Annotated in this window: 16 protein-coding genes; 12 read left to right on the top strand and 4 right to left on the bottom strand. The window is 71.7% G+C overall.

Features of this window, described 5'->3' with window-relative positions; all coding sequences use genetic code 11:
* Together infB and rbfA are read left to right on the top strand one after the other, a co-directional pair.
* The coding region (gene infB / locus ACOWU6_RS13620) for a translation initiation factor IF-2 (protein WP_421076007.1) at window positions 1–2,094 on the top strand (2,094 nt) is incomplete at its 5' end.
* Window positions 2,095–2,168: 74 nt separating this feature from the next.
* A complete protein-coding gene (gene rbfA, locus ACOWU6_RS13615; protein WP_271174195.1) occupies window positions 2,169–2,612 on the top strand; it encodes a 30S ribosome-binding factor RbfA in 444 nt (147 codons plus the stop codon).
* A 3-nt stretch (window positions 2,613–2,615) separates the two neighbouring features.
* Here the strand turns inward: rbfA and ACOWU6_RS13610 are convergent, their stop codons facing one another.
* Complete coding sequence (locus ACOWU6_RS13610) at window positions 2,616–3,488, bottom strand: A/G-specific adenine glycosylase (RefSeq protein ID WP_421076006.1); 873 nt, start codon at window positions 3,486–3,488, stop codon at window positions 2,616–2,618.
* A gap of 160 nt (window positions 3,489–3,648) precedes the next feature.
* Here ACOWU6_RS13610 and ACOWU6_RS13605 point away from each other — a divergent pair, with 160 nt between their 5' ends.
* The 5 genes from ACOWU6_RS13605 to ACOWU6_RS13585 are packed head-to-tail and all read left to right on the top strand — an operon-like array spanning window position 3,649 to window position 7,090.
* Window positions 3,649–4,317, top strand: a complete 669-nt coding sequence (locus ACOWU6_RS13605; protein ID WP_421076005.1) for a hypothetical protein — start codon at window positions 3,649–3,651, stop codon at window positions 4,315–4,317.
* A 41-nt stretch (window positions 4,318–4,358) separates the two neighbouring features.
* Window positions 4,359–5,279 (top strand): tRNA pseudouridine(55) synthase TruB, encoded by a 921-nt coding sequence (truB, locus tag ACOWU6_RS13600; protein ID WP_421076004.1) that lies wholly within the window; start codon window positions 4,359–4,361, stop codon window positions 5,277–5,279.
* Entirely contained in the window at window positions 5,276–5,644 is a 369-nt protein-coding gene (locus ACOWU6_RS13595) for a hypothetical protein (RefSeq protein ID WP_421076003.1), read from the top strand. The genes truB and ACOWU6_RS13595 overlap by 4 nt, the downstream gene beginning before the upstream one ends.
* Window positions 5,645–5,696: 52 nt before the next feature.
* Entirely contained in the window at window positions 5,697–6,134 is a 438-nt protein-coding gene (locus tag ACOWU6_RS13590) for a hypothetical protein (protein WP_324011991.1), read from the top strand.
* Window positions 6,131–7,090: a bifunctional riboflavin kinase/FAD synthetase gene (locus tag ACOWU6_RS13585; protein ID WP_421076002.1), complete on the top strand. Its 960-nt coding sequence runs from the start codon at window positions 6,131–6,133 to the stop codon at window positions 7,088–7,090. Before ACOWU6_RS13590 ends, ACOWU6_RS13585 begins: the two co-directional genes overlap by 4 nt.
* Window positions 7,091–7,093: 3 nt before the next feature.
* Here ACOWU6_RS13585 and deoC read toward each other — a convergent pair whose 3' ends face one another.
* Complete coding sequence (deoC, locus tag ACOWU6_RS13580; protein ID WP_421076001.1) at window positions 7,094–7,813, bottom strand: deoxyribose-phosphate aldolase; 720 nt, start codon at window positions 7,811–7,813, stop codon at window positions 7,094–7,096.
* Between the two features lie 115 nt (window positions 7,814–7,928).
* Between deoC and ACOWU6_RS13575 the strand changes: the two genes are divergently transcribed.
* The 3 genes from ACOWU6_RS13575 to ACOWU6_RS13565 all read left to right on the top strand — a co-directional run bounded on the left by ACOWU6_RS13575 (window position 7,929) and on the right by ACOWU6_RS13565 (window position 12,037).
* On the top strand, window positions 7,929–8,546 hold the full coding sequence (locus tag ACOWU6_RS13575; protein WP_421076000.1) for a hypothetical protein: 618 nt from the start codon (window positions 7,929–7,931) through the stop codon (window positions 8,544–8,546).
* 242 nt (window positions 8,547–8,788) lie between these two features.
* Complete coding sequence (locus tag ACOWU6_RS13570) at window positions 8,789–10,942, top strand: DEAD/DEAH box helicase (protein ID WP_271174204.1); 2,154 nt, start codon at window positions 8,789–8,791, stop codon at window positions 10,940–10,942.
* A gap of 66 nt (window positions 10,943–11,008) precedes the next feature.
* Window positions 11,009–12,037: a 6-phosphofructokinase gene (locus tag ACOWU6_RS13565; protein ID WP_282979975.1), complete on the top strand. Its 1,029-nt coding sequence runs from the start codon at window positions 11,009–11,011 to the stop codon at window positions 12,035–12,037.
* A gap of 70 nt (window positions 12,038–12,107) precedes the next feature.
* Here ACOWU6_RS13565 and ACOWU6_RS13560 read toward each other — a convergent pair whose 3' ends face one another.
* Window positions 12,108–12,998, bottom strand: coding sequence for a hypothetical protein (locus tag ACOWU6_RS13560; protein WP_421075999.1), 891 nt, complete (start codon window positions 12,996–12,998; stop codon window positions 12,108–12,110).
* A 551-nt stretch (window positions 12,999–13,549) separates the two neighbouring features.
* Here ACOWU6_RS13560 and ACOWU6_RS13555 point away from each other — a divergent pair.
* Window positions 13,550–14,446: a phosphodiesterase gene (locus ACOWU6_RS13555; RefSeq protein WP_324011980.1), complete on the top strand. Its 897-nt coding sequence runs from the start codon at window positions 13,550–13,552 to the stop codon at window positions 14,444–14,446.
* Here the strand turns inward: ACOWU6_RS13555 and ACOWU6_RS13550 are convergent.
* Window positions 14,429–16,597 (bottom strand): S9 family peptidase, encoded by a 2,169-nt coding sequence (locus ACOWU6_RS13550; protein WP_421075998.1) that lies wholly within the window; start codon window positions 16,595–16,597, stop codon window positions 14,429–14,431. The two genes, ACOWU6_RS13555 and ACOWU6_RS13550, sit on opposite strands and share 18 nt — an antisense overlap.
* A 174-nt stretch (window positions 16,598–16,771) precedes the next feature.
* Between ACOWU6_RS13550 and ACOWU6_RS13545 the strand changes: the two genes are divergently transcribed.
* Window positions 16,772–18,232: an aspartate ammonia-lyase gene (locus tag ACOWU6_RS13545; RefSeq protein ID WP_271174209.1), complete on the top strand. Its 1,461-nt coding sequence runs from the start codon at window positions 16,772–16,774 to the stop codon at window positions 18,230–18,232.
* Window positions 18,233–18,254 lie beyond the last annotated feature (22 nt).

Below are 18,254 nucleotides of genomic sequence, written 5' to 3'. Positions count from 1 at the left end.
CCTGGGCGCGCAGCACCGCGTGACCGAGGCCCTTGGGGTCGCCCTGGCGGCCCCGGTGCCGGCGGCGGCTTCCGTCCCGGCGGCGCACCCGGCGGCGGCGGCTTCGCCGGCCGTCCCGGTCCCGGCGGCCGCGGTCGCGGCGGCACGGCCGGCGCTTTCGGCAAGGGCGGCGGCAAGTCCAAGCAGCGCAAGTCGCGTCGGGCGAAGCGTCAAGAGTTCGAGATGCGGGAGGCGCCGATCGTCGGCGGCGTCAAGGTCCCGCGCGGCGACGGCAACACCGTCATCCGGATGCGCCGCGGCGCATCGATCTCCGACTTCGCCGACAAGATCGAGTCGATCACCGGCATGAGCGTCCAGCCGGGCAACCTCGTCACGGTGCTGTTCCACCTCGGTGAGATGGCGACCGCGACGGAGTCGCTCGACGAGGCCACGTTCGAGGTGCTGGGCTCCGAGCTCGGCTACAAGATCCAGATCGTCTCGCCCGAGGACGAGGACAAGGAGCTCCTCGAGGGCTTCGGCCTCGACCTCGAGAAGGAGGAGCTCGAGGAGGACGACGCCGACCTCGAGATCCGTCCCCCGGTGGTCACGGTCATGGGTCACGTCGACCACGGAAAGACGCGACTGCTCGACGCCATCCGCAAGACGAACGTCGTCGCGGGCGAGGCCGGCGGCATCACGCAGCACATCGGCGCGTACCAGGTGTGGACCGAGCACGAGGGCTTCGAGCGCGCGATCACCTTCATCGACACCCCGGGTCACGAGGCCTTCACGGCCATGCGCGCCCGCGGTGCCGAGGTGACCGACATCGCGATCCTCGTGGTCGCGGCCGACGACGGCATCATGCCGCAGACGGTCGAGGCCCTGAACCACGCGCAGGCGGCCGGCGTGCCGATCGTCGTCGCGGTCAACAAGGTCGACAAGCCCGAGGCGAACCCGGCCAAGGTGCGCCAGCAGCTGACCGAGTACGGTCTCGTGGCTGAGGAGTACGGCGGCGACGTCATGTTCGTCGACGTCTCCGCGCGTCAGAACATCGGCATCCAGGACCTCCTGGACGCCGTCCTCCTCACGGCGGACGCGGGTCTCGACCTGCGCGCGAACCCGAACAAGGCGGCGCGCGGTGTCGCGATCGAGGCGAAGCTCGACAAGGGCCGCGGCTCGGTGGCGACCGTGCTCGTCCAGGCGGGGACGCTGCGCGTCGGCGACCCGATCGTCGCCGGCACGGCGTACGGCCGCGTCCGCGCGATGATCGACGAGAACGGCGACGCCGTCACCGAGGCCGCTCCCTCGCGGCCCGTGCAGGTGCAGGGTCTCAGCTCGGTTCCCCGGGCCGGCGACACCTTCATCGTCACGGACGACGACCGCACGGCGCGTCAGATCGCCGAGAAGCGCGAGGCCGTCGAGCGCAACGCCCAGCTGGCCAAGGCCCGCAAGCGCATGTCGCTCGAGGAGTTCACGCGTGCGCTCGAAGAGGGCAAGGTCGAGTCGCTCAACCTCATCATCAAGGGCGACGTCGCCGGTGCCGTCGAGGCGCTGGAGGAGTCGCTGCTCAAGATCGAGGTCGACGAGAGCGTCCAGCTGCGGATCATCCACCGCGGTGTCGGCGCGATCACGGAGTCCGACGTCAACCTGGCCACGATCGACAACGCGATCGTGATCGGCTTCAACGTCCGCCCCGACGCCAAGGCCCGCGAGGCCGCGGCTCGCGAGGGCGTGGACGTCCGGTTCTACTCGGTCATCTACAACGCGATCGACGATGTCGAGCAGTCGCTCAAGGGCATGCTCAAGCCGGAGTACGAGGAGGTCCAGTCGGGCGTCGCGGAGATCCGCGAGGTCTTCCGCTCCTCCAAGTTCGGCAACATCGCGGGTGTCATCGTCCGCTCCGGCACGATCACGCGCAACGCCAAGGCGCGCGTCATCCGCGACGGCGTGGTCATCGCGGACGGCCTGGCGATCGAGTCGCTGCGCCGCTTCAAGGACGACGTCACCGAGGTCCGCACGGACTTCGAGGCGGGCATCGGCCTCGGCAAGTACAACGACATCCAGGTCGGCGACGAGATCGAGACGACCGAGATGGTCGAGAAGCCGCGCGGCTGACGCGGATCTCACCCACCGGCCCTGTCGGGCGGCTTTGGCCGCTCGGCAGGGCCGTCTCATCCAAGGAGGACAACATGGCCGGACAGGAACGTCAGGCGCGGCTCGCGGATCGCATCCGCGTCATCCTCGCCGAGCGCCTCGAGAAGGGCCTGCGCGATCCGCGGCTCGGCTTCGTGACGATCACGGACGTGCGCGTGTCGGGTGACCTGCAGCACGCGTCGGTCTTCTACACGGTGTACGGCTCCGACGAGGAGCGCGTCGCGAGCGGCGCGGCCCTCAAAGCCGCCACCGGCATGCTCCGCCGCGAGGTCGGGAAGCAGCTCAACACGCGGCTCACGCCGTCGCTCGAGTTCATCCCCGACGCGCTGCCGGAGACGGCCGACCACCTCACCGCGCTCCTGCGCGAGGCGCGCGAGCGCGACGAGGCGGTCGCCGGGCTCGCCGCTGGCGCGCAGTGGGCGGCGGGGGAGGACCCCTACGTCAAGCCGCGTGAGACGGCGGACGAAGACGACGCCTGAGCCTCACCGAGGCAGGCGCAGCAGCTCTCCGTCGGTCTCGACGAGTCCGTCGGACAGCAGCGAGAGGATGGCCCGGTCGCGCTGAGCGCGGTCGGGCCATTCCGCGATCACGGCGTCCTGCGGGGCGCCATCCGGGCCGGCCTCGCGGAGCCGGCGCAGCACGGCGCCGCGGGCCTGACGGTCGCTGCCCTCGTACCGGGCCTGCCGTCGCCGCGTGTCCGGCGTCTCGGGCCGCCCCGCCGCCAGCCACGCGCACGACGCGCGGACCGGGCACTCGTCGCATCGCGGGGCGCGCGCCGTGCACACGACCTGACCGAGCTCCATCGCCGCGGCGTTCATCGCCGCTGCCTCGGCCGGGGTCTCCGGCAGGAGCGCGGTCATCGCCTCGAGGTCGCGGCGGTGGGGAGGACCCGGCTGCGCGCGGCCGTCCACGGCGCGCGCGATGACGCGCCGGGTGTTCGTGTCGACGACGGGATGGCGGTCGCCGTACGCGAAGACCGCGACGGCCCGCGCCGTGTAGTCCCCGATGCCCGTGAGCGCGAGGAGCGCGTCCACGTCACGCGGGACGACGCCCTCGTGGCGGTCGCGGATCTCGACCGCGGCGCGGTGCAGCCAGAGTGCGCGGCGCGGGTAGCCGAGGTTCGCCCACTGCCGCACCGCCTCGGCCGGAGCGTCGTCGGCGAGCGCGGTCGGCGTCGGCCAGCGCTCGAGCCATGCCTCGAGGTGCGGGATCACGCGCGCGACCGGGGTCTGCTGGAGCATGAACTCGCTCACGAGCGTGCCCCAAGCCCCGTATCCCGGGCGGCGCCACGGCAGATCGCGCGCGTGCGCGCGGAACCACGGCACGAGCCTGTCGGCGAGGTCGAGGGTGGGCATCGTCTCAGCCTATGACGCGCTCATCCGCGCTCCGTGCGCACCCGTTCAGGTGCTTCGCATCGGGGCGCGACCGAAGCGTTATCGGACGGCGTCCTAACCGTTACCGACCCCGCCGATCCGGGCACTACCGTCGAAGAGGGGCAGCTGAGAGGAGATCATCATGATGCGCATCCGAGCGGGAATCGCTCTGACCGGGGTGCTGGCGCTCGCGATGGCCGGCTGCGCTTCGGAGGGAGATCCGGCCGACACCGCGGAGCCGACGTCGCCCTCGCCGAGCGAGAGCGCGTCGCCCTCGCAGACGCCGAGCACGCCGCCGCCCACCCCCACGACGCCCGGGCAGGACGCCGAGGACCCGGCTGACCCCGCCACGTGGGAGATCGAGGACGGCGAGCTCGGCCCGATCGAGCTCGGCGACGACTTCGACGAGGTCGTGGCGTCGCTCCCCGGCGACTGGGTGAACGACGACAGCTGCGCGTGGGTCGCGTACTGGAGCGCACCCGACGGCACGTACCTCGTGTCGTTCCAGCGCGACGCCGAGGGCGCCGGCCCCGTCATCGCCGCGACCGTCGAGTCGCTGAGCGACCGGTCGGGGATCGGCCCGCGGACCGAGGACGGCCTCGGTGTGGGCGCGACGCGCGAGGACGTCCTCGCGGTGCACCCCGACGCCGTCGAGGTCGACTCGCCGATCGAGGGCATCTCGTTCCTGCGGATCGACGACGACGACGCGTCGGACGGATCCGTGTTCTTCCAGTACGCGGACGGACAGGACGGGGCGACCCGGGTGGCGGTCACGACGCTCGAGACCCCTGCGTACGAGGCCTGCGCCTGACCCGTCCGCGGGGCACTCGGCAGACGCAATACGCTGGAGGGATGGCGTCACGCGTTCCCCAGGCCGGAGGCATCCTGCTCGTCGACAAACCGGGAGGCCTGACGAGCCATGACGTGGTCGCGCGCTCACGGCGCGCCTTCGGAACCCGGAGGATCGGCCACGCCGGAACGCTCGACCCGATGGCGACGGGGCTCCTCGTCCTCGGGATCGAGGGGTCGACGCGCCTGCTGACGTATCTCGTGGGCCTCGACAAGACCTATACCGCGACCATCCGGCTCGGGCAGTCCACGACGACGGACGACGCCGAGGGCGACGTCACCGCATCCGTCTCGCCGGAGACCCTCGCTGCCGTCGCGGACGCGGACATCGCACGCGGCGTCGCCGCGCTGACCGGCCCGATCTCGCAGGTGCCGAGCGCGGTGTCCGCGATCAAGGTCGACGGACGCCGGGCGTACGACCGGGTGCGGGCGGGCGAGGAGGTCGAGCTCGCGGCGCGCGAGGTCACGATCTCGCGCTTCGAGATCGACGCCGTGCGCCGATCCGAGGGGGCGATCGATCTCGACGTCGCCGTGGACTGCTCGTCGGGAACGTACATCCGCGCCCTCGCGCGCGACCTCGGCGTCGCGCTCGGAGTTGGCGGGCACCTCACCGCGCTGCGTCGCACGCACGTCGGGCCGTTCGACGTCGCGGACGCGGCCGCGGTCGACGACCGGCTCGCCGACGCGCCCCTCCTTCCGCCCGCCGACGTGGCCGCCAGCGTCCTCGGCCGCTTCGACGCGACCGTCGACGAGGCGCGAGACCTGCGCCACGGCAAGCGGCTCGCCGGCGCGGCCGCACGCGTCCCCGGCGCTCTCGCTGCCGCCATCGGTCCGGATGGCGCGCTCATCGGGATCGTCGAGAAGCGCGGATCCGCCCTCAAGAGCGCCATGAACATGCCGGAGCCTCAGGGAGGCGCCGCATGATCGCGTGGTTCACGATCGCGCAGGTCGCCGTCGCGAGCCTCGCGGGCGCGCTGTGCGTCATCCTCGGACTCGCCGGACGGCGCCCGAGCGACCTCTCCGTGGGCGCCATGGCTCTCGTGCAGGTGCTCCTCGTCGTGCAGATCGTCATCGCGATCATCGCGCCGCTCGCAGGCAACCCGCCCACGGGCGACCTGCTCGAGTTCTGGACCTACCTCGTGTCGGCCGCGCTCCTTCCCGTCGCGGGCGTCGTGTGGGCCTTCATCGACCGCAGTCGCTGGAGCGTCGTCGTCATGGGGGTGCTCGGGCTCGCCGTCGCCGTGATGGTGTACCGCATGCACGTGATCTGGACGATCCAGGTGGCCTGACCGCGCTCTCGCGCGGCCCGCGCGCAGGTGCGCCGCCTAAAATGGAGCCGTTATGACAGAGCCAGCGCGCACCCGCCGGATGACCGGCGTGGGCATCGTCCTCGTGTTCGTGTACGGCGTGATGGCGCTGGCCGCCACCGGGCGGTCGTTCGTGCAGATCGTGCGCGCGTTCGACGAGGCGCCCGTGGCCTACACCCTGTCGGCGGCGTCGGCCGTCGTGTACATCCTCGCGACTCTCGCGCTGATGTTCTCGAAGAGCGACGCGTGGTACCGCGTCGCGTGGGTGTCGGTGATCTTCGAGCTCGCGGGCGTCATCATCGTGGGCTCCCTGAGCATCGCGCTCCCCGCCCTGTTCCAGCACCCGACCGTGTGGTCGCTCTACGGAAGCGGATACGTCTGGATCCCGCTCGTGCTGCCGTTCTTCGGCATCTGGTGGCTCGCGACGCACCGCCCCGCCCGCTCGCGGCAGGCCGCGGAGGTCGCCCGATGATGCTCTTCCGCGACGCCGGCGAGGTGCCGGAGGGGTTCGGGCCCTCCGTCGTCGCGATCGGCAAGTTCGACGGCGTGCACGCGGGGCACCGCGCGCTCATCGAGCGGATGCTCGTCGATGCCGCGGGCACGGACGCCCGCACGGTGGCTGTCACGTTCGATCGGAACCCGCTCGCGCTCATCGCGCCTGCCCGCTGCCCGCAGCCGCTCGTGAGCGTGCAGCAGAAGGTCGACCTCCTCGAGCGCACGGGCGTCGACGCGACGCTGCTGCTCGCGTTCGACGAGCAGCTCGCGGCGGAGCCCGCGGAGAGCTTCGTCGAGCGCGTGCTCGTCGGCGCGCTGCGCGCGCAGCGGGTCCTCGTGGGGAGCGACTTCCGCTTCGGGCGCGGGGGAGCGGGCGACGCCGCGCTGCTCGAGCGGATGGGCGCCGAGCACGGGTTCTCGGTCGAGATCATGCCCGACATCGCCAGCTCGGGCGACGGGCGCCGCGTGTCGTCGTCGTGGATCCGCGAGCTCCTCGACGCGGGCGACGTCGAGCGCGCCGCGAAGCTGCTCGGTCGCCGGCACGCCGTGCGCGGCGAGATCGTGCACGGGCTGAAGCGCGGGCGCGAGCTGGGCTTCCCGACGGCGAACCTCGCGCAGGACGCCGAGGGGTTCATTCCCGCCGACGGCGTGTACGCGGGATGGCTCGTCGTCCCGCGCGGAGAGCTCGGCTCGGTCGTGCGGTACCCCGCGGCGATCTCGGTCGGCACGAACCCGACCTTCGACGACGTCGCGCAGCGCCAGGTCGAGGCGTACGTGCTCGACGAGGACGACCTCGACCTCTACGGGCTGAGGGTCGAGGTGCAGTTCGCGGCGCGCATCCGAGGGATGGTCGCGTTCGAGGGCATCGAGAAGCTCATCATCCAGATGACCGACGACGTCGCGCGCGTGCGCGAGATCCTCGCGGGCGGCTGACGCTCAGTACGAGGTGGAGTCCTCGGCGCCCGTGGCGACGCCTCCCGCGGCGCGCGCCCGCAGCTCGCCGAGGATCGTCGCGCTCGCGCTCGTCCCGAGGCGGGTCGCGCCGGCCTCGAGCATCGCGATCGCGGCGTCCAGCCCGCGGACGCCGCCCGACGCCTTCACCTGGACGGCGGAGGAGACGCTGCGGCGCATGAGCTCGACGTGCGGCACCGTGGCGCCGCCGCCGGCGAAGCCCGTCGACGTCTTGACGAACGTCGCGCCGCCGGCCTCCGTGAGCCGGCTGCCGCGCGCGATCTGCTCCTCGTCGAGGAGGCTCGTCTCGAGAATGACCTTCGTGACGAGGCCGTCTGCGGCGTCGACGACGGCGCGGATGTCCGCCTCGACCCGGTCGTCCTCGCCGCCGCGCAGGGCGCCGATGTGCACGACCATGTCGAACTCGGTGGCCCCGTCCTCGCGCGCCTGACGCAGCTCGGCGACCTTGGCGGCGGTCGACGTCGTGCCGTTCGGGAAGCCGATCACGGTGCCGACGGCGACGCCAGAGCCCTCGAGCCGGCGCACGGCGTACGCGACGTCGGACGGGCGCACGCACACGCTGAACACCTTCCACTCGGCCGCGATGTCGAGTTCGCGATCGACGTCGGCGCGCGTGAAGTCGGGCTTGAGGATCGCGTGGTCGATGGCGGCGGCGACAGCCGCCTCGGTGAGCTCGATGGCCATGCGCCCAGCCTACCTTCGCCTGCCGGGCCGCCGCCCGAGGCCGGTGCGGCGCGATTGCATCACGATCGGCGTGCGTCGTCGCCTGCGCGCCATCCGCTCGGATAGCGTCGAGAGCATGATGCGCCGTGCACTCGCCCCCCTCCTCGCAGCGGGCGTCCTCCTCTCTCTCGCAGGATGCGCGAGCAGCGTCGGCACCGGCCAGGGCACGGAGCCCGATCGCACGCCCTCAGCGACCTCCACTCCGACGACCGCGCCGACGACATCCGTGCCCACGACCGCGCCCGGCGTGTTCACGATGCCTGCCTCGTGCGAGCAGGCCTGGTCGCGCGAGGCGCTCTCGATCCTCAGCGAGGAGGCCGGCGCGCTGAACGACCCGGGTCTCACGATGCTCTCGACCGAGGTGGTCCCCGCCCTCGAGGTGCTCGACGCCGTCGAGCCGCTGCGCTGCACGTGGGGGCTCGCGAGCGAGGTCGGCATCGCGACGACCCTCGCCGCCGTCGACGAGGCCCAGACCGAGACCATCCGCACCGCGCTGCTCGCCGAGGGCTTCACCTGCGAGGAGCGCGAGGTCGTCACTCGCTGCGAGCTCGAGACGGAGCTGACCGGGGAGGTGCCCGGAGCGACCGGCGAGGTGCACGTGCTCGGCGGAGGCGGGTGGGCCGCGACGCACTGGCTGAACGCCGACTTCGAGCCCCAGTACACCGACGACCTCATCGCGACGCTCTGGATGTGACCGCGCCTGGTGGGATCCGGCGCGCGATGGCGTAGAATGCCCGTGAGGCTTCCGCTCATCCGTTCGACGCGACAGCGCCGGAGGAGCGGGCCGCGTCACCGGACGCCGGAGTGCGCGCGCTGTTCGGTCGCCGTCCGTCGATCCAGGCGGTCGGCGCCGCCGCAGTCCGGCAGGGCGTGACGCACGCACGACTTCGACCGGCCAGGCACCAGCGGCTGCCGGCAGCGACGCTCAGGAGGAGCATGCCGACCACGGCACCCGCGCGACAGCGCAAGAAGTCCTCGTCCGCACGACGCGACGACGAGGCCCCGATCATCCCGATCCTCGCGCGCAAGGTGCGCGAGATCGAGGCCAAGGCGCAGCGCAACAAGCTCGGCCCGACCAACCGGGTCAAGTTCCAGGTCATCGCGTTCCTCGTGCGCGAGGAGCGCGCCCGCGTCAAGGCCGACGACGCGCTCTCCGACGCCGCGCGCGCCGAGCTGCTCAAGCGGCTCGACGGCGTCGCGACCATCCTCGCGAAGACCGCGGCACGCGACACCTCCCTCATCCAGCTCCTCGAGGCCGACCACGCGACGTCGCCCGTCGCGCGCCGGATGCGCCGCGACTGGCTGCTCGAGTCGGGTGCGGAGCTGCCGCCCGAGGAGCTCGTCATCACCGACGAGAAGCCCGCGCTGCCCGCGACCGTCGTCGCGCCCGTCGTCTCCGAGCGCGCCGTGACGCCGCCGCAGATCGAGGCGCGCCGCGAGGCGAACCCCTTCCTCGCACCCGACCTCTCGCGCGTGCCCGCCGGCCCGACGCCGCGTCGACGGCTCGACGGCTGGGAGCTCATGGGGCCGCTCTACAAGGCGTTCGAGCTGGGCGCCGGCGGCGGGGCCGCCACGATGCCCCTCCCGCCCGTGCCCGAGTTCGACCGGCTCTCGCCCAAGGGGCTCGAGATCATGCCGCATCAGTCCCGGTTCCTCGAGGCGGTGCGCGCGGGTCACCGCGAGTTCCTCCTCGCCGACGAGCCCGGTCTCGGGAAGACGGCCGAGTCGGTGCTCGCGGCGTCGGTCGCCGAGGCGTACCCGCTCGTGGTGGTCGTGCCCAACGTCGTCAAGATGAACTGGGCGCGCGAGGTGGAGCGCTGGACGCCGCAGCGCCGCGCGACGGTCATCAACGGCGACGGGCAGGACGTCGACGCCTTCGCCGACGTCTTCATCGTGAACTACGAGATCCTCGACCGGCACATCGGATGGCTCGCGACGCTCGGGCTGCGGGGGATGGTCGTCGACGAGGCCCACTTCATCAAGAACCTGTCGTCGCAGCGCTCGCAGAACGTGCTCGCGCTGTCGCAGAGCATCCGCGAGTCGACGCCCGGCGGCAAGCCGCTCCTCCTCGCCCTCACCGGCACGCCGCTCATCAACGACGTGGAGGACTTCGACGCGATCTGGCGCTTCCTCGGGTGGACGAACGGCGAGAAGCCCGGTCCGGAGCTCATGGAGAAGCTCGACGCGACGGGGCTCACCCCGGCCGACAAGGCGTTCTACCCCGAGGCGCGCGAGGCCGTCATCTCGATGGGCATCGTGCGACGTCGCAAGAAGGATGTCGCGGCCGACCTGCCCGACAAGCTCATCGCCGATCTGCCCGTGCAGCTCGACGACGAGTTCGGGCGCAGCATCCGCGCCGCCGAGCGCGAGCTCGGGGAGCGTCTCGCCGCTCGCTACCGCCGGATCATCGAGGCGCGCGGCGAGCGCGGGCTCGAGGCGGGCGAGATCGACGACGACATCGTGCGCCTCGTCGCGCAGGGCGAGCTCGACGAGTCGAAGGCCGCGGGCACAAGCGGCGACAACGTGTTCGCGATGGTGCGGCGGATCGGCCAGGCGAAGGCCCTGCTCGCGGCGGACTACGCCGCGCAGCTGCAGCGCTCGGTCGGCAAGGTCGTCTTCTTCGCCAAGCACATCGACGTCATGGACCAGGCGGAGGCGCACTTCGCCGCGGCAGGCATCAAGGCGGTCTCGGTGCGCGGAGAGCAGACCGGCGCCGTGCGCCAGGCGGCGATCGACGCGTTCAACAACGATCCCGAGGTCGGCATCGCGGTCTGCTCGCTGACGGCTGCGGGCGTGGGCGTGAACATGCAGGTCTCGTCGAACGTCGTGCTCGCGGAGCTGAGCTGGACGGCCGCCGAGCAGACGCAGGCGATCGACCGCGTCCACCGCATCGGGCAGGACGAGCCGGTCACCGCGTGGCGGATCATCGCCGCGCACACGATCGACACGAAGATCGCCGAGCTCATCGACCGCAAGCAGGGTCTGGCGGGCCGCGCGCTCGACGGCGAGGCCTTCGACGAGACGTCGAGCGACTCGGTCCAGCTGGCCGCGCTCATGCACCTGCTCCGCCAGGCTCTGGGCGACGACTAGGCTCCCACCGCATGCGGCGCCCGGGAGGGGAAAGGACACCCTCCCGGATGCCCTAGCGTTGTTGTCATGAAGATCGGCGTTCTGACGAGTGGTGGCGACTGCCCCGGCCTCAATGCAGTCATCCGTGGTGCGGTGCTCAAGGGCACCGAGGCGTACGACATGGAGTTCGTCGGCATCCGCGACGGCTGGAAGGGGCTCGTGGAGGCGGACTTCTTCCCCCTCACGCGACGCGACGTCAAGGGCCTCTCGAAGGTCGGCGGGACGATCCTCGGGACGAGCCGCACGAACCCCTACGAGGGCGACCGCGGCGGTGCCGAGAACATCGCGAAGACGCTTTACGGGCACAAGCTCGACGGCATCATCGCGATCGGCGGCGAGGGCACTCTCGCGGCCGCGCAGCGCCTCAACAACGACGGGATCCCCGTCCTCGGCGTCCCCAAGACCATCGACAACGACCTGCGCGCGACCGACTACTCGTTCGGCTTCGACACGGCCGTGAACATCGCGACGGACGCGATGGACCGGCTCCGCACGACGGGCGACTCGCACCAGCGCTGCATGGTGGCCGAGGTCATGGGCCGTCACGTGGGCTGGATCGCCCTGCACTCGGGCATGGCCGCCGGCGCGCACATCATCTGCATCCCCGAGGTGCCGCTGTCGCTCGAGGAGATCACCGAGCACGTGCTCGCCGCCGCGGAGCGCGGTCGCGCCCCGCTCGTCGTGGTCGCCGAGGGCTTCAAGCTGAAGGGCCAGGAAGAGGCGTACAGCGACAAGGGCCTCGACGCGTTCAACCGCCCCCGCCTCGGGGGCATCAGCGAGGTGCTGGCACCGCTCATCGAGCAGGCGACCGGGATCGAGACCCGCTCGACCGTGCTCGGCCACATCCAGCGCGGCGGCGCCCCCTCGGGCTTCGACCGCGTGCTCGCGACGCGCCTCGGGCTGCACGCCGCCGACGCCGTCGTGGATGGCGCGTGGGGCCAGATGGTCGCGATGCAGGGCACCGACATCGTGCGAGTGCCGTTCACGGAGGCGCTCGGCGAGCTGCACACCGTGCCGCTCGCCCGCTACGAGGAGGCCGCAGCCCTCTTCGGCTGATCCTCCCTCCTCCCGTGTCTCATTCTCGGCGGGAATCGCTGCCGCGTTCCCGCCGAGAATGAGACACGCGTCACGCGGGGGCACCGGGGCGCCATCCGCGTTCCCGCAGCGCGGCCGCGACGAGCCCGGCCGCAGCCGGGCTCGGTCCGGCGAGGTGATGCCGCAGGATCCGCACCATGAGCCATCCGCGCCTGCGCACGGCCTCCCAGCGGTCCGCGTCGCGCTCGAACTGCCGTGCGTCCTGCGCGTGCACGCGTCCGTCGTACTCGACGCACACCCGTCGCCGCAGGTAGGCCATGTCGAACCGCGCGACGTGCGTGCCGTCGGCGTCGTGGAGATCCCAGTTCAGCTCCGGCTCGGGCAGGCCGCCCCGCCAGATCGCGAGCCTCGTCCGCGTCTCGCCGGGCGACTCCGCTCCCGGCCGGGTGAGGGCGAGCGCCTTCGCCAGGCGGCGGCCGCGCACGTCGCCCATGATCTCGACCTCCGCCGCGAGATCCGCGAGGGTGAGCACCCCGTGGCGGCGACCGGCGAGGTGATCGGCCGCGACGACGAGCTCGTCCAGCGTCCAGAGCCCGCCGACCTGGCGCCAGGCGCGGGCGGGCGACTCCAGCGGGAGCTCGGCATCTGGGTACAGGAGAGCCTCGCGTCGCTGCAGTCGATGGCCGCGGATCCCCGCGATGCGGGGCGGATGGGATGGCCGGTGCACCGACACGTGCAGCTGCGCGTTCGCCCGAGCCGGCACCGGCCCTCCAATGAGGCCGAGCGCGGTGTCGTGGCTGTAGAACTCGCCGGGCTTCAGCCGCGGCGCATACTCGAGGCATCTCTCGCGGAGGCTCTCGGGGGCGAGGGCGCGCGGCGTCCGCACCCCGGGATAGGGGCGGTCGAGGTCGAGGGCCCGGAGCCGTGCGGTCGAGATGCCGCGATCGAGCGCGTCACGCACGTGGAACGGCGCAGTGGCCAAGTCGAGGGGGAGAGGCTCAGGACGACGCGACATAGCGGCAGGATGGCCCGACGGAGCCGACCGGAGCGGCGCCTGCGCGCGCGGATCGGCGCCGATCCGGCGCGCCCCCGCCCTGTGCACGCGGTGTCGCCGTCGTTGCGCGGGTGTCCGGGGTCGTCCGGCGCTCGCCCGGGGTCGTCCGGCGTGCCATCCATGTCTCATCTCTTGCGGCTTTCGCCGTGCGATTCCCGCGCGAAGTGAGACACGGGGCGGGACCGGGCCGTGCATGTCTCGATTGCTGCGGTCATGGGAGGCGAATTCCCGCGCGAAGTGAGACACGTGTTCAGCGCGGGCCGTGCATGTCTCGATTGCTGCGGTCATGGGAGGCGAATTCCCGCGCGAAGTGAGACACGGGTGCGGTAGCGGGCGGTGCATGTCTCGATTGCTGCGGGCATGGGACGCGAATTCCCGCGCGAAGTGAGACATGCGGCCCTCGCGTCAGGCGATGGGGTCCTCGCGTCAGGAGACGGGCTCGTTGCGCCGCCGTCAGGGGCGACCCCTAGGCTGGCGGCATGGAGCAGTTCGGCAGGCATGCGCCCGCGCGGCGCACGATCGTCCACCTGAGCGACACCCACCTGCTCGCGGGCGGGCGCCTGCTCAACGGCGCGATCGACACCGACGCCAACCTCGTGCAGACCCTGGAGCGCGTCGAGCGCCTCGCGGGCGGCGTCGACGCGCTCGTCTTCACCGGCGACCTCGCCGACCTCGGCGAGCCCGAGGCCTACACCCGCCTGCGCGCCCTCGTCGACCCCGTGGCCGAGCGTCTGGGCGCTCCCGTCGTCTGGGTCGCGGGCAACCACGACGAGCGCCCCGAGCTGCGCCGCGACCTGCTCGGCCTGCCCGCGACGCAGGAGGCGGTGACCGGCGCATGGGATGTCGGCGGGCTGCGTCTCATCGCGCTCGACTCATCGGTCCCCGGATGGCACCACGGCGATCTCGACGACGGCCAGCTCGAGTGGCTCGCGGAGCAGCTCGCGACACCCGCGCCGCTCGGCACCGTCCTCGCGCTCCACCATCCGCCGCTGCCCAGCCACATCCCGCTGTTCGACATCCTCGAGCTGCGCCGCCAGGATGAGCTCGCGCGCGTCCTGCGCGGGTCGGACGTCCGCGCCATCCTCGCGGGGCATCTGCACTACTCGACGAGCGGCACCTTCGCGGGCATCCCCGTGAGCGTCGCATCGGCCTCCTGCTACACGATGGACATCGCGCTCCCGGCGCAGAGCGTGAACGGGATGGACGCGGGCCAGGCGTTCCACCTCGTGCACGTCTACGACGACACGATCACCCACTCGGTCGTGCCGGTCGCGTCAGCCGACCCGGGCGACTACTTCACCCCCGCGTGGTACGCCGAGATGGCCGCGCTCACCCCGCAGGAGCGGCTCGAGCGCTTCTCACGCAAGCCGGTCTGAGGCCTCGTCGGCGATCCCCAGGACGTCGAACATCCACGCGAGCTGGAACGCGCGCTCGCGCCACGCGTTGTAGCGGCCGCTCACGCCGCCGTGCCCTGCGGTCATCTCGCACCGCAGGAGCGCGTCCGCGTCGACCTCGCGCAGGCGCGCGACCCACTTCGCCGGCTCGACGTACAGCACGCGCGTGTCGTTGAGCGACGTCATCGCGAGGATGCGCGGGTAGCGTACGCCCTCGCGGACGTTCTCGTACGGCGTGTACGACTTCATGTACGCGTAGACCTCGGGGTCGTGCAGCGGGTCGCCCCACTCCTCCCACTCGATCACGGTGAGCGGGAGGGACGGGTCGAGGATGGTCGTGAGCGCGTCCACGAAGGGGACATCGGCGAGGATGCCCGCGAACAGCTCGGGGGCGAGATTCGCGACCGCGCCCATCAGCAGACCGCCGGCGGACCCGCCCTCGGCGACCATCCGGTCCGGCGAGGTGTACCCGCCGTCCACGAGGAAGCGCGCGACGTCGACGAAGTCGGTGAACGAGTTGCGCTTGTTCGCGAGCTTGCCGTCCTCGTACCACGCGCGGCCCATCTCGCCGCCGCCGCGCACATGGGCGACAGCGAAGACGACGCCCCGGTCGAGCTCCGACAGGCGCGCGTACGAGAAGCCGGGGTCGATCGAGTGCTCGTACGAGCCGTAGCCGTACAGGTGCAGCGGGCGGGGTGCGGCGCCCGGGTCGCCGAAGGATCGCTTCCACACGACGGAGACGGGGATGAGCGTGCCGTCGGCCGCCGGCGCCCACAGTCGCTCCTGGCCGTAGTCGGCGGGGTCGTAGCCGCCGAGCACCTCGACGTGCTTGAGCTCGCGCAGCTCGCCGGTCTCGACCACGTAGTCGAACACCGTGCCAGGTGTCGTGAACGAGCCGTAGCTCAGTCGGACGACGGGCTGCGCCCACTCGGGGTTGCCTCCGGACCCCGCGTTGTACAGCGGCTCGTCGAACGCGATCTCGCGCACGGCGTGGGTCCGGTAGTCGAGGATGCCGACCCGCGGGATGCCGCCGGACCGGTACTCGACGATCGCGAAGTCGCGCAGGCAGTCGACGCTCTCGAGGCGCGTGCCGGGGGAGTGGGGGATGACGACCTCGGGCTCAGCGTCGGGGGCGTCGGCGGGCACGCGCACGAGCTCGAAGTCGAGCGCGCCGCGGTTGTGGAGCACGTAGAGCCAGTCCGCACCGTCGACGACGGCGTGGTCGACGGAGTACTCGATGCGCTCCGAGCGGCTCCAGATGGTCGTGCGGGGGACGGCTGCCGGATCCTCGGCGAGGCGGGGCAGGTCGGCGACGGGCAGCACCTGGATCTCGCTCGTCGTGTTCGACGCCGACTCGATCACGAGGTACTGCCGGCTGCGGGTGAAGCCCGCTCCGATCCAGAACGCGTCGTCGTCCTCGTGCGCGATCTCAACGTCGTGCTCGCGGGTCGGCTCGCCCACGCGGTGGAGCCAGACGCCGTCGGGGCGCCATGCATCGTCCACGGTCGAGTAGAGGATGAAGCGCCCGTCCGGGGTGAAGCGCGCCCCGCCGCCGAGTCCCTCGAGCCCGTCGGGCAGGAGCTCGCCGGTCGCGATGTCCTTCACGCGGACGGTGTATCGCTCGTCGCCCTGCGTGTCGACGCCCCACAGCATGCGCGAGCCGTCGGTCGTCACACTGAACGCCCCGAGTGCGAAGTACTCGTGTCCCTCCGCCTCGACGTTGCCGTCGAGCAGCACCTGCTCGCCCGGCACCTCGACGTCGACGTCGAGCTTCGGGGGAGTCCAGTCGTCCTCGCTCGCGAGCGGCGCGCGGCACTGGAGGCCGTACTGCCGGCCCTCGAGCGAGCGGCCGTAGTACCACCATCCGCCCTGGCGCACGGGGACCGTCAGGTCCGTCTCGCGCACGCGGCCCTTGATCTCCTGGAAGATCGTCTCGCGCAGCGGCTCGAGGTGGGCGAGACGGGCGTCGGTGTACGCGTTCTCCGCCTCGAGGTGCGCCCTCACCTCGGCGTCGTCCTTCGCGCGCAGCCACTCGTAGCCGTCCTCGACCACGTCGCCGTGATGCGTGCGGACGACAGGGCGTCGCGGGGCGGTCGGGGCGATGGGGGGCGCGGTCTGCGCATCGGGGGTCACGGGTCCACGCTAATGCGGACGAGCGCTCTCGCGGGGGAGGACATGGCACTTGTACGCTCTGTACATCGGACGCGAATGCCCTGTACGCGATGTCGAGAACCGAGCGCACCTGCCCTGAGTAGGATCGTGCACATCCCGCTCACATCGACGTGAAGACCCACGAGGAAGACGCACATGGTTCAGGACGCAACCCCCACCCGCACCGAGACCGACTCCCTGGGGTCCATGGAGATCCCCCGCGAGGCGTACTGGGGCATCCACACCGCGCGGGCGATGGAGAACTTCGACATCACGAAGCGCCCGATCTCGGTCTACCCCGAGCTCGTCGTCGCGCTGGCCATGGTGAAGCAGGCGGCTGCCCGCGCGAACGCCGAGATCGGCGTGCTCGACGCGCACCGGGCCGACCTCATCGATCGCGCCGCGCAGCTGGTGATCGACGGGCAGTTCCACGACGAGTTCCGCGTCGGCGTCATCCAGGGCGGTGCGGGGACCTCGACGAACATGAACGCGAACGAGGTCATCACCAACATCGCCCTCGAGCTCGCGGGACGCGAGCGCGGCGACTACGCGTACCTCTCGCCGATCGACCACACCAACCGCAGCCAGTCGACGAACGACGTGTACCCGACGTCGATCAAGATCGGGCTCTCGCTGTCGCTGCGCTCCCTCCTCGAGGAGCTCGACCTCCTGCGGCGGTCGTTCCTCGGCAAGGCCGTCGAGTTCCACGATGTGCTCAAGGTCGGACGCACGCAGCTGCAGGACGCCGTCCCCATGACGCTCGGGCAGGAGTTCCACGGCTTCGCGACGACGCTCGAGGCCGACTACCAGCGGCTCAACGAGAACGCCGTGCTCCTGCACGAGATCAACATGGGCGCGACGGCGATCGGCACCGGCATCACGACGCACCCCGGGTACGCGAAGGCCGTCGAGCGGCATCTCCGCGACATCACGGGACTCGACCTCGAGACGGCGAGCGACCTCGTCGAGTCCACGAGCGACACCGGCTCGTTCATGTCGTTCTCCGCGTCGCTCAAGCGCAACGCGATCAAGCTGTCGAAGATCTGCAACGACCTGCGCCTGCTCTCCTCGGGCCCGCAGGCCGGGTTCGGCGAGATCAACCTTCCGGCGCGCCAGGCGGGATCCAGCATCATGCCCGGCAAGGTGAACCCCGTGATCCCCGAGGTCGTGAACCAGGTCGCGTTCGCGGTCGCGGGAGCGGATGTCACGGTCACGATGGCGGTCGAGGCCGGTCAGCTGCAGCTCAACGCGTTCGAGCCGGTGATCGCGCACTCGATCTTCCAGTCGATCATCTGGATGCGCCAGGCGATGCGCACGCTGCGCGTCAACTGCGTCGACGGGATCACGGCGAACCGCGCGCGCCTGGGTGCGATGGTGGGCTCGAGCGTGGGCGTCATCACGGCGCTCACGCCGTTCATCGGTTACTCGGCCGCGGCGGCCCTCGCGAAGACCGCGCTGCTGACGAACCGCAACGTCGCCGACCTCGTCGTCGAGGCCGGTCTCATGGACCGCGACGAGGTCGAGAAGCAGCTCAGCCCGTCGCGCCTGTCCGGCCTCGAGCCGGTGACGTCGGTCATGCCCGTGATCGCGCCGGAGGACGTGCCGACCCAGGCGTAGCGCCCGGCATGCGAAGGCCCCC

This window comes from Microbacterium sp. SA156, from assembly GCF_049065455.1.
In the GTDB taxonomy this organism is placed as follows: Bacteria; Actinomycetota; Actinomycetes; order Actinomycetales; family Microbacteriaceae; genus Microbacterium; species Microbacterium barkeri.
The sequence above is the reverse complement of the archived record's forward strand: the minus strand, read 5'-3'. Positions and strand labels throughout refer to the sequence as shown.